Origin of the sequence: Streptomyces sp. T12 (assembly GCF_028736035.1) — a bacterium.
Classification (GTDB): domain Bacteria; phylum Actinomycetota; class Actinomycetes; order Streptomycetales; family Streptomycetaceae; genus Streptomyces.
The window spans coordinates 2,292,774-2,303,788 of record NZ_CP117866.1 but is presented as its reverse complement, the minus strand read 5'-3'; the positions used below and the strand labels follow the sequence as shown (position 1 = coordinate 2,303,788).

At 72.2% G+C, this 11,015-nt stretch carries 7 protein-coding genes; all 7 read right to left on the bottom strand.

Features of this window, described 5'->3' with window-relative positions; all coding sequences use genetic code 11:
• Positions 1–31: 31 nt before the first annotated feature.
• Genes cobI through PBV52_RS10170 form a run of 7 tightly spaced genes read right to left on the bottom strand, consistent with a single transcriptional unit; the run spans position 32 to position 10,956 of the window.
• Positions 32–778 (bottom strand): precorrin-2 C(20)-methyltransferase, encoded by a 747-nt coding sequence (cobI, locus tag PBV52_RS10200; RefSeq protein WP_274237982.1) that lies wholly within the window; start codon positions 776–778, stop codon positions 32–34.
• Positions 763–2,241 (bottom strand): cobyrinate a,c-diamide synthase, encoded by a 1,479-nt coding sequence (locus PBV52_RS10195; RefSeq protein ID WP_274237981.1) that lies wholly within the window; start codon positions 2,239–2,241, stop codon positions 763–765. Before PBV52_RS10195 ends, cobI begins: the two co-directional genes overlap by 16 nt.
• Before the next feature lie 7 nt (positions 2,242–2,248).
• Entirely contained in the window at positions 2,249–2,848 is a 600-nt protein-coding gene (gene cobO, locus PBV52_RS10190) for a cob(I)yrinic acid a,c-diamide adenosyltransferase (RefSeq protein ID WP_274237980.1), read from the bottom strand.
• On the bottom strand, positions 2,848–4,854 hold the full coding sequence (locus PBV52_RS10185) for a putative cobaltochelatase (RefSeq protein ID WP_274237979.1): 2,007 nt from the start codon (positions 4,852–4,854) through the stop codon (positions 2,848–2,850). The genes cobO and PBV52_RS10185 overlap by 1 nt, the downstream gene beginning before the upstream one ends.
• Entirely contained in the window at positions 4,851–8,507 is a 3,657-nt protein-coding gene (cobN, locus tag PBV52_RS10180) for a cobaltochelatase subunit CobN (RefSeq protein WP_274237978.1), read from the bottom strand. Before cobN ends, PBV52_RS10185 begins: the two co-directional genes overlap by 4 nt.
• On the bottom strand, positions 8,504–10,015 hold the full coding sequence (locus tag PBV52_RS10175) for a cobyric acid synthase (RefSeq protein WP_274237977.1): 1,512 nt from the start codon (positions 10,013–10,015) through the stop codon (positions 8,504–8,506). The genes cobN and PBV52_RS10175 overlap by 4 nt, the downstream gene beginning before the upstream one ends.
• The gene (locus tag PBV52_RS10170; protein ID WP_274237976.1) at positions 10,012–10,956 is read right to left on the bottom strand and encodes a cobalamin biosynthesis protein; all 945 of its coding nucleotides are present in this window, start codon (positions 10,954–10,956) and stop codon (positions 10,012–10,014) included. Before PBV52_RS10170 ends, PBV52_RS10175 begins: the two co-directional genes overlap by 4 nt.
• Positions 10,957–11,015: the final 59 nt, after the last annotated feature.

The window sequence follows — 11,015 nt, the reverse complement described above, 5'->3', positions numbered from 1 at the left end:
AGGTTGGCAGGGTCCAGGGTGTCGACAGGAGTCAGAGCTTGCCGCCCCGGCCGCCCTCCCGCCGAGCGGGTGCGATGAGCGTCGAGAGGTAGGGGAGGGGGGTGCCGTCGAGCTCGGCGGCCGGCCGGATCGACTCGTCCGTCAGCCCCAGCGCCGACCCCCACACCGCGTCCTGGAGCCGCCCGGTCTCCCGCAGGGCCTCGGCGACCTCGCCCGCCTGGCGCCCGAACTTGTAGGCGACGACGGTCCCGGGCCCGCCGAGGGCCTCCTTGAGCACCGTCGCCCCCGCCGTGACGGGCACGAGCGTGAGCGGCTCGGTCCCCTCGGTGAGCACGGCTCCCGAACGGGCGGCGAGGTCCTGCATGGCGGTGATGCCGGGGACGGTCTCGACGACGGTGCCGGGCACCAGCTCGCCGATGGTCTGGGCGAGATAGGTGAAGGTGGAGTACACGTTGGGGTCACCGATGGTCGCGAAGGCGACGGTGCCATGCCCGCGCAACAACTCGGCCACCCGCTCGCCCGCCGCGTCCCAGGCGGCCTCGCGCCGCGCCCGGTCGGTGCGCTCATTGAGGGCGAACACGACCCGAACGACCTTCTCCTCGGGCACGTAATGCAGCACGGTCGCCTCGGCGCGCCCACGCTCACCCGTGTCCATCACGGGTACGACGACGACATCGGCGGCCCGCAGAGCGTTGACGCCCTTGACGGTCACCAGCTCCGGATCACCGGGACCGACCCCGACTCCGATCAACCTGCTGCTGCTCATGACGTCCGGCACCTCTCCACGAACCGATGGGCGACACCGGGCTGCGAGGCCCAGTGCGTGTGCAGATAACTCGCGTGCACGCCCTGCTGTACGAAACCTTCGACCCGCCGTCGAGCGGTGAGCACACCCCAGGCGGGCGCCGCCCCCGAGCCGGGCTCGACGACGGTCCGATGAAACTCGTGCCCCCGCATCCGCGTTCCCGCGCCGGCGAGCACACTGTCGCTCACGGCGACCGCGTCCCGATACCCGAGCGTGAGCCGCTCGCTCATCCGGGCACCGGCGTCGAGCACCCCGCACATGGGCTGCCCGTCCAGCTCCCGACAGAGATAGAGCAGCCCGGCACACTCGGCGGCGACGGGAGCGCCGCTCAACGCGAAGTCACCGATGGCCTTGCGCAGGGGTTCGTTGGCGGACAGCTCGGAGGCGTACACCTCGGGAAAGCCGCCCCCGATGACCAGGCCACGGGTGCCCTCGGGGAGCTGTTCGTCCCGCAGGGGGTCGAAGGGGACGACTTCGGCACCGGCGGCGGTGAGAAGTTCCGCGTGTTCCGCGTAGGAGAACGTGAACGCGGACCCTCCGGCAACGGCGATGACCAGCCCGTCTGGGGGTCCCCCCTCTGGGGGAGTTTGAGGACGAGGCCCTTCGGGCCGAAGCGGGGGTCCGGGGGCGGCAGCCCCCAGGGACGGGACGGGAAGGGGCGGCGGGGGCGAGGAAACCAAGGCCTCAGCCGCGTCCCAAGCCGCACACGCCAACGCACCCGCACTCCGCGCCAGCCCCAGCAACGCCTCCAGATCACACCCGTCGGAGACCTGCGCGGCCATCGCCGCCACCGCCTCCACGGCCTCCACCCGCCGCTCCGCGACCGGCACCAGCCCCAGATGCCGAGACGGCGTATCCACCTGGGCAACCCGCCGCAGCACCCCCAGCACAGGCACCCCAGCCGCGTCCAACGCCTCCCGCAGCAGCTCCTCATGCCGATCCGACGCGACCTTGTTCAGAATCACGCCCCCGACCCGCACCTGCGGATCCCACGACGCGAACCCGTGCACCAGCGCCGCAACGGACCGCGACTGCGACGACGCGTCGACGACGAGCACCACCGGCGCCCGCAGCAGCTTCGCCACATGCGCGGTGGACGCCAGCTCCCCCTCCCCGGCGGCCCCGTCGTACATCCCCATGACGCCCTCGACGACGGCGATGTCGCACCCACGCGCCCCATGCAGGAACAACGGCCCGATCAGCTCCGGCCCGCACAGATACGCGTCGAGGTTCCGCCCCACCCGCCCGGTGGCGAGCGCGTGATACCCGGGATCGATGTAATCCGGCCCCACCTTGTGCGGAGACACGGCAAGCCCCCGCGCGGCGAGCGCGGCCATCAACCCCGTGGCGACGGTGGTCTTGCCACTGCCGGAGGCCGGCGCGGCGATGACCAACCGAGGGACGGACGAGGACGAGGAGGAGGACGAGGAGGACATCACGCGGTCACCACTCGATGCCTCTCTGGCCCTTCTGACCCGCGTCCATGGGGTGCTTCACCTTGGACATGTCGGTCACGAGGTCGGCGAACTCGACGAGCTTGTCGGGTGCGTTCCGCCCGGTGATGACCACGTGCTGGTTCCCGGGCCGATTCCGCAGCACATCGACGACCTCGTCGGTGTCCACCCACCCCCAGTGCATCGGGTAGGCGAACTCGTCGAGCACGTACAGCTTGTACGTCTCGGCAGCCAGGTCCCGCTTGACCTGCTCCCAGCCCTCCCGGGCCTTGTCCTCGTTGTCCATCTGATCGTCACGCTGCACCCACGACCAGCCCTCACCCATCTTGTGCCAGTCGACGGACCCGCCCTCACCACTGGCACCGAGCACCCGCAGCGCGTTCTCCTCGCCGACCTTCCACTTGGCCGACTTGACGAACTGGAACACCCCGATGGGCCACCCCTGGTTCCAGGCACGCAGGGCAAGCCCGAACGCTGCGGTCGACTTGCCCTTCCCGATGCCCGTGTGCACGACGACCAGCGGCCGATTACGACGCTGACGGGTCGTCAGGCCATCGTCCGGCACCACACTCGGCTGTCCCTGCGGCATTACGCGGCCCTCCTCTTCGACCCACCCTGTACATCCCTGACCAGCCCGGCGATCGACTCCGCCCGCAACTCGTCCAGCGTCACGGCCGTACCGCACAGCTCACCCGCGAGCTGCCCCGCGAGCCCCAGCCGCACAGGCCCCGACTCGCAGTCGACCACCACGGACGCGACACCCTCCGCCGCGAACAACCGGGCCGCCCGCCCCGCGAGCGCGACCGGCTCGGGGCCACCCGTGGCCCGCCCGTCGGTCACGACCACGACGAGCGCCCGCCGAGCCGGATCCCTGAGCCGTTCCACCCGCAGCACCTCATGGGCCTTGAGCAGCCCGGCCGCGAGCGGAGTACGCCCACCGGTCGGCAGCGTCTCCAGCCGAGCCGCGGCGGCATCCACCGACGACGTGGGCGGCAGCGCGACATCGGCGGCCGACCCGCGAAACGTCACCAGCCCCACCTTGTCCCGTCGCTGGTACGCATCCAGCAGCAGCGACAGCACGGCCCCCTTCACCGCACTCATCCGCTGCCGCGCCGCCATCGACCCCGAGGCGTCGACGACGAACAGCACGAGATTGCCCTCGCGCCCTTCCCGAACCGCCTGCCGCAGATCGTCCCGGCGCACCACGAGCCCCGGCCCGGACCGGCCCCGAGCCCGCTGATGCGGCGCGGCCGCCTGCACGGTGGCCGCCAAGTGCAGCTTGGTCAGGGCCCCTCGGGGACGCCGGGCCCCCGTGGTCCGCCCGTGCTCCGTCCGCGCCCGCGAACGCCGCCCGGCGGCACCCTCGCCGATGCCGGGCACGCTGAGCACCTTGGTGCGGAAGGGCGCGGAGGCCCGTACGGCGGACTGCTCGCCCGAACCGGCCCCGGAAGGCTGCGGCTCCCCGCCCTCGCCGGCCTCGGGCCGCGCGCCGGAACCACCGTCGGCCTGCGGTCCCTCGGACGGCGGCTGCCCGCCACCCCCGCCGGGCCCGTCGGGGTCGGGATCCTCGTCGCCCTCGCCCTCACCGGAGAACTCCTCCAGCGTCTCGTCGAGCTTGTCCTCGTCCAGTCCCGGCGCGTCAAAGGGATTACGGCGCCTGCGGTGCGGCAGCGCGAGCAGCGCCGCCTGTCGCACATCCTCGGCGAGCACATCGGTCCGCCCGGCCCACGCGGCCAGCGCGGTGGCCGTACGGGCCATCACGATGTCGGCCCGCATCCCGTCCACCTCGAAGGCGGCACAGGTGGCCGCGATCTGCCGCAGCGCCCCGTCGCCCAGCCGCACCGACGGCAGCAGCTCCCGCGCCGCCACGATCCGCGCCCGTACGGCGGCCTCCTCGTCCGCCCACCGCGCGGCGAAGCCGGCCGGATCGTCGTCGTACGCGAGCCGCCGCCGTACGACCTCCACCCGCTGATCGGGCTCCCGTGAGGCCGCGACCTCGACGGTCAGCCCGAACCGGTCGAGCAGCTGCGGGCGCAGCTCGCCCTCTTCGGGGTTCATGGTGCCGACGAGCAGGAAACGGGCGGCGTGCCGGACGGAGACACCCTCGCGCTCGACGTACGACGCGCCCATCGCTGCCGCGTCCAGCAGCAGGTCGACGAGGTGGTCGTGGAGGAGGTTGACCTCGTCGACGTACAGGATTCCGCGGTGCGCGTCCGCGAGCAGGCCCGGCTCGAAGGCCTTCACGCCCTCGGCGAGGGCCCGCTCGATGTCCAGCGCGCCCACCAGCCGGTCCTCGGAGGCGCCGACGGGGAGCTCGACCATACGGGCGGGGCGCTCGCTGCCCGCCCCGGCCTCGTGCGGCCCGTCCGGGCACGCGGGGTCGGGAGTGGCCGGGTCGCACGAGAAACGGCACCCGGCGACCACCGCAACCTCGGGCATCAGCGCCGAAAGCGCCCGCACCGCCGTCGACTTGGCCGTGCCCTTCTCGCCGCGCACCAGCACACCGCCGACCGCCGGTGACACGGCGTTCAGCAGCAGCGCGAGCCGCAGGTCGTCCTGGCCGACAACGGCCGTAAAGGGGAAGGGGGTGGTCACTTCTCGTCGCCCTCCAAGTCGCCTTCCAGCTCCAGGTACGTGGCGCGCAGCCGCTCCAGCGTGTCGGCGTCCGGCTCGGCCCACAGCCCGCGGTCGGCGGCCTCCAGCAGTCGCTCGGTGATGCCGCGCAGCGCCCACGGGTTGGACTTCTTCATGAAGTCCTGGTTCTCGGCGTCGAAGACGTACTCGGCCGACAGCTTCTCGTACATCCAGTCGTCGACGACCCCGGCCGTGGCGTCGTACCCGAAGAGGTAGTCCACGGTCGCCGCCATCTCGAAGGCGCCCTTGTAGCCGTGCCGGCGCATGGCCGCCATCCAGCGCGGGTTGACGACGCGGGCGCGGAAGACACGGTGGGTCTCCTCGCCGAGGGTGCGCGTCTTCACCTGGTCGGGTACGGCGGAGTCACCGACGTACGCCTCGGGGTTGGCGCCCGTCAGGTGCCGCACCATGGCGACCATGCCGCCGTGGTACTGGAAGTAGTCGTCGGCGTCGACGAGGTCGTGCTCGCGCGTGTCGACGTTCTTCGCGGCGACGTTGATCCGCTTGAACGCGGTCTCCATGTCCCCGCGCGCCGCCCGCCCGTCGAGCCCGCGCCCGTAGGCGTAGCCGCCCCAGACCGCGTAGACCTCGGCCAGGTCGGCGTCGGAACGCCAGTTCCGGGCGTCGATCAGCGGCAGCAGACCGGCCCCGTACGCGCCCGGCTTGGAGCCGAAGACACGGGCCGTCGCGCGCCGCCGGTCGCCGTGCTCGGCGGTGTCCTCGTCGGCGTGCGCCCGGACGTAGTTGCTGTCGGCCGGCTCGTCCAGTTCGGCCACCGTCCGCACCGCGTCGTCGATCAGCCCGACCACGTGCGGGAAGGCGTCCCGGAAGAAGCCGGAGATGCGCACCGTGACGTCGATGCGCGGCCGCCCGAGCTCCGCCAGGCCGATGACCTCGAAGCCGGTCACCCGGCGCGAGGCGTCGTCCCACACCGGACGGCAGCCCAGCAGTGCGAGGATCTCGGCGATGTCGTCGCCCTGGGTGCGCATCGCGGACGTGCCCCAGACCGTCAGGCCGACGGACTTCGGGTATTCGCCGGTGTCCTGGAGGTAGCGGGCGACCAGCGAGTCGGCGAGCGACTGGCCGACCTCCCAACTCAGCCTGGACGGGATGGCCTTGGGGTCGACGGAGTAGAAGTTCCGGCCGGTCGGCAGCACGTTCACGAGCCCGCGCGTCGGCGAACCGGAGGGACCCGCGGGGACGTAACCGCCGTCGAGGGCCCTGAGGATGTGGCCGATCTCGTCGGTGGTCCTCGCCAGGCGGGGCACGACCTCGTTGCAGGCGAACTCCACCACGGCGACGGCGTCGGGGAGTTCGGTGCCGACGACGGCACGCACCAGCGGACGGCTCTGCGCGACCGCCCAGTCGCGCTCCTCCATCCCCTGCGCGATCCGCCGGCACAGCTGCTCCAGCAGGTCGATCGCGTCGGCGGCCGTACGCGACGGGCCCTCGACGAGGTCGGACAGCTCCACCGGCACCTTCACCGGCGCACCCGGCTCGGACAGCAACTCCTTCTCGTCGAGCCCGAAATGAGCGGCCAGGGAAGCCCGCAGCCCCGGCAGGGCATTGGCCTGCCCGCCCCACACCTGCGAGGCGCGCAGCACGGCGAGTACGAGGTTGACGCGCGGTTCACCGACCGGCCCGCCGCCGAGGATGTGCAGCCCGTCGCGGATCTGCACGTCCTTGATCTCGCACAGATAGCCGTCGATGTGCATGACGAACTCGTCGAAGGTCTCGTCGTCCGGCTGCTCGTCGACATGCAGGTCGTGGTGGAGTTCGGCCGCCTTGACCAGCGTCCAGATCTGCGCCCGGACCGCGGGCGCCTTCGTCGGGTCCAGGTCGGAGACGAGCGCGTACTCGTCGAGGAGCTGCTCCAGCTTGGCCAGGTCGCCGTAGGTGTCGGCGCGCGCCATCGGCGGCACGAGGTGGTCGACGACCGTGGCGTGACCGCGGCGCTTGGCCTGGGTGCCCTCGCCGGGGTCGTTGACGATGAACGGGTAGATCAGGGGCAGATCACCGAGCACGGCGTCCGGCGCGCAACCGCCGCTGAGCCCGAGTCCCTTGCCCGGCAGCCACTCCATCGTGCCGTGCTTGCCCATGTGCACGATCGCGTCGGCGCCGAAGGAGTTCTCCAGCCAGCGGTAGGCCGCCATGTAGTGGTGGGACGGCGGCATGTCCGGGTCGTGGTAGATCGCGATCGGGTTCTCGCCGAAGCCGCGCGGCGGCTGGATCATCACGACGACGTTCCCGAACTGGAGCGAGGCGAGGACGATGTCGTCCCCGTCGACGTACAGCGAACCCGGCGGCTCGCCCCACGCCTGAAGCATGGCGTCGCGCAGCTCGGGGTCGAGCTTGTCGAACCAGGCCCGGTAGTCGGCCAGCGGCACGCGCGCGGGCGCGGAGGCCAACTGGTCCTCGGTGAGCCATTCGACGTCGTGCCCGCCCGCCTCGATGAGGCGGTGGATCAACTCGTCGCCATTGTCGGGGTACTCGGTGAGGCCGTACCCGGCCTCCTTGAGGGCGTCCAGCACGCGCACGGCCGAGGCGGGCGTGTCGAGGCCGACCGCGTTGCCGACGCGCGAATGCTTGGTCGGGTAGGCGGTGAACACGAGCGCGAGCTTCTTGTCGGCGTTCGGCTTGTGCCTCAACTGCGCGTGCCGTACGGCGATCCCGGCGACGCGCGCGGCCCGCTCCGGGTCGGCGACGTACACGGGTACGTCGTCCGGGCCCTGCTCCTTGAAGGAGAAGGGGACGGTGATGAGGCGCCCGTCGAACTCGGGGATCGCGACCTGCATCGCCGCGTCCATGGGGGAGAGGGCGGCGTCGGACTCGTCCCAGGCGGCCCGGGACGAGGTGAGGCAGAGACCTTGCAGCACGGGGACGTCGAGCTCGGCCAGCCTGCCGATGTCCCACGCCTCCTCGTCACCGCCCGCCGACGCCTGCGAGGCGTGCGTGCCGCCCGCCGCGAGGACGGTGGCGACCAGGGCGTCGGCCTTGCCGAGGATCTCGTACAGTTCCGCGTCCGCACCGCGCAGCGAACCGCAGTACACGGGAAGGGCGTTGGCGCCCCGCGCCTCGACGGCCTCGCACAGGGTGTCCACGAAGGCGGTGTTGCCGCTCAGCTCGTGGGCCCGGTAGAAGAGCACGCCGACCGTCGGACGGCCGTCGACGAGGGGACGCTCGCCGTGGACGCCGTACTCCGGCATCTTCTGCGGCTCGACGAACCCCTCGCCCGTCAGCAGCACGGTGTCGGAGAGGAACCGCGCGAGCTCGGTGAGGTTGGCGGGCCCGCCCTCGACGAGATACTTCAGCGCCTCGGCCACCACACCGGCCGGCACCGACGACTCGGCCATCAACTCGGCGTCCGGAACGGCCTCGCCGCCCAGCAGCACGGTCGGGACACCGGACGCCTTCAGCCTGGCGAGCCCGTCCTCCCAGGCCCGCTTGCCGCCCAGCAGCCGTACGACGGCGATGTCCGCGCCGTCGAGCAGCGCGGGCAGCTCGCTCTCGACGTCCACGCGGGTCGGGTTGCCGATCCGGTAGTCGGCACCGGAGGCGGCCCGGGCCGCCAGCAGATCCGTGTCGGCGGTCGACAACAACAACACAGTGCTCATGCGGGCGCTCCCGGTGGAATGAAAGGCAGTCCTTGCGGCGCGCCCGACTCGATGAGCCGCCAGAGCGCGTCCGTGTCCGCGTGCTGTTCGATCAGATCGCCGAGCCGGTCGAGCTGCTCCTCGCGCAGCGCGGCGAACGAGGTGTCGGCGGCCGGCACGAAGCGACGGCCCGCGGCGGCCGCCACCTCACGCAGAAAGGCCCGCCGGAAACCGTCCGACTCCAGCGAGCCGTGCCAGTGCGTGCCCCAGGTCTGACCGACCCGGCAGCCGTCCAGGAAGGGGGCCCCGTCGCTGATCTCGGCGACCCCGTGATGGATCTCGTACCCCTCGACCTGCTCGCCGAGGGCTTCCCCGGTCGGCCGGGTGAGGGTCTTCTCGCGGGCGAACCGCACCCGCACGGGCAGGATCCCGAGCCCGTCGACGTGGCCCCTGCGGCTCTCGACCTCGTCCTCGATGTGCTCGCCGAGCACCTGGAAGCCGCCGCAGATGCCGAGGAGGGGCTTTTGTTCGGCGGCCCTGCGCTGCAGGGCCTGGGCCAGCCCCCGCTCCCGGAGCCACTCAAGGGCCTTGACCGTTCCCCTCGTACCCGGAACGACGACGAGATCGGCGTCCGCGAGCTCCTCGGGCCGGTCCACGAACCGCACGACCACACCGGGTTCGGCGGCGAGGGCGTCCACGTCCGTGAAGTTGGACATGAGGGGGATGGCGCAGACGGCGACGCGCAGGACGTCCTCGCCGACGGGCGAGGAGACCTGGGATTCCCGCACCGCCCCGCGCAGCGACACCCGCAGCCCGTCCTCCTCGTCGATGCCCAGGCCGTGCTGGAAGGGCAGGACGCCGTAGGTGTGGCGCCCGGTGAGCCCGTGCAGCATGTCGAGCCCGGGCTCCAGGAGGCTGACGTCCCCCCGGAACTTGTTGACGAGGAACCCCGCGACGAGAGCCTGATCCTCGGGCGACAGCAGGGCGAGGGTCCCGAAGAAGGAGGCGAAGACGCCACCACGGTCGATGTCCCCGACCACGACCACAGGAAGCCCGGCATTCCGGGCGATCCCCATGTTCACGATGTCGGTCCGCCTGAGATTGATCTCGGCCGGGCTCCCGGCCCCCTCACAGATCACCGCGTCATACGTGCCCCGCAACTCGGCGAGACAGTCGAGCACCGTCCCGAGGAGTTTCTGCTGCCGCCCGCCGTGATACCCACGGGCACTCATCTCCCCGACCGGCTTGCCCATGAGCACGACCTGGCTGCTCTGCTCGCCACCGGGCTTGAGCAGCACGGGATTCATCAGCGCGGTGGGCTCGACCCGACAGGCCTGTGCCTGCATGGCCTGCGCCCGCCCGATCTCGGCCCCCTCCCGCGTCACGAACGAATTGAGGGACATGTTCTGCGCCTTGAAGGGCGCGACCTTGACCCCCTGCCGTACCAGCCACCGGCAGATCCCGGCGGTGACGACGCTCTTGCCGGCGTCGGAAGTGGTACCGGCGACGAGAAGCCCACCGCCCGTCATGACGTACGCCCCTTCACGATGCGGCGCACGGCGACACTGACGCCGAGCGCAAGCCAACTGACGCGCTGGGAGAGCCGTACGGCACGCTCGATGTCGTGCGTGGCGACGGCGCGCCCGGCGGCACCGTTGAGCACGGGCCGGTGCTCGACCCGCCCCCCGTACGACAGGGTCCCGCCCAGCCGCACCCCGAGGGCCCCGGCGAACGACGCCTCGACCGGCCCGGCGTTGGGACTCGGATGCTTGGCGGCGTCGGCACGCCAGGCTCCCACGGCCCCCCGCGGATCGCCCCCGGCGACAGCGGCGAGCACGGCGGTCAGCCGCGCCCCCGGCCACCCGGCGACGTCGTCGAGCCGGGCCGAAGCCCACCCGTACCGCCGATACCGGGCCGACTTGTGCCCCACCATGGCGTCAAGGGTGTTGACGGCCCGAAACCCGACGAGCCCCGGCACACCACCGACGGCTCCCCACACGAGAGCCCCCACGACGGCATCGGAGGTGTTCTCGGCAACGGACTCGACGACGGCCCGGGCGATCCCGTCCGAGTCGAGCGCCTGCGGATCCCGACCGCACAGATGCGGCAGCCGCTCCCGGGCCCCTTCGACGTCCCCCGCGTCCAAGGCCCGCCCGATGCCCCGCGCCTCGCGCGCGAGCGAGGTCCCGCCGACAACGGCCCAGGTGGCGGCGGCGGTCAGCGCGACGGAGGCGGCAGGGGAGGTACGTACGACACGAGCGGCGAGCGCCCCGACCGCAGCGGCGCCTCCGGCGCACACGGCGGTGTGCACCGCACCCCACGCGCGGTGGTCGCGCCACAACACCCGTTCCACCGCAGCGGCAGCCCGCCCGAACGCGGCGACCGGATGCCCCCGGCGCGGGTCGCCGAGCAGCAGATCACCGAGAAGTCCGGCGGCGGCGCCGTACGCGAAGACGCGATCGGCACGCATCGGGGTCAGCCGACCGCTGGGTCAGACGCGGGTCTGATACTGCATGTCGATCGGCAGGC

What these genes read in the sequence shown, in the direction of transcription:
- PBV52_RS10195 (WP_274237981.1), bottom strand. Translation starts at nt 2,241, where the DNA reads ATGTCCTCCTCGTCCTCCTCCTCGTCCTCGTCCGTCCCTCGGTTGGTC.
- cobO (WP_274237980.1), bottom strand. Translation starts at nt 2,848, where the DNA reads ATGCCGCAGGGACAGCCGAGTGTGGTGCCGGACGATGGCCTGACGACC.
- cobN (WP_274237978.1), bottom strand. Translation starts at nt 8,507, where the DNA reads ATGAGCACTGTGTTGTTGTTGTCGACCGCCGACACGGATCTGCTGGCG.
- PBV52_RS10175 (WP_274237977.1), bottom strand. Translation starts at nt 10,015, where the DNA reads ATGACGGGCGGTGGGCTTCTCGTCGCCGGTACCACTTCCGACGCCGGC.
- PBV52_RS10170 (WP_274237976.1), bottom strand. Translation starts at nt 10,956, where the DNA reads ATGCGTGCCGATCGCGTCTTCGCGTACGGCGCCGCCGCCGGACTTCTC.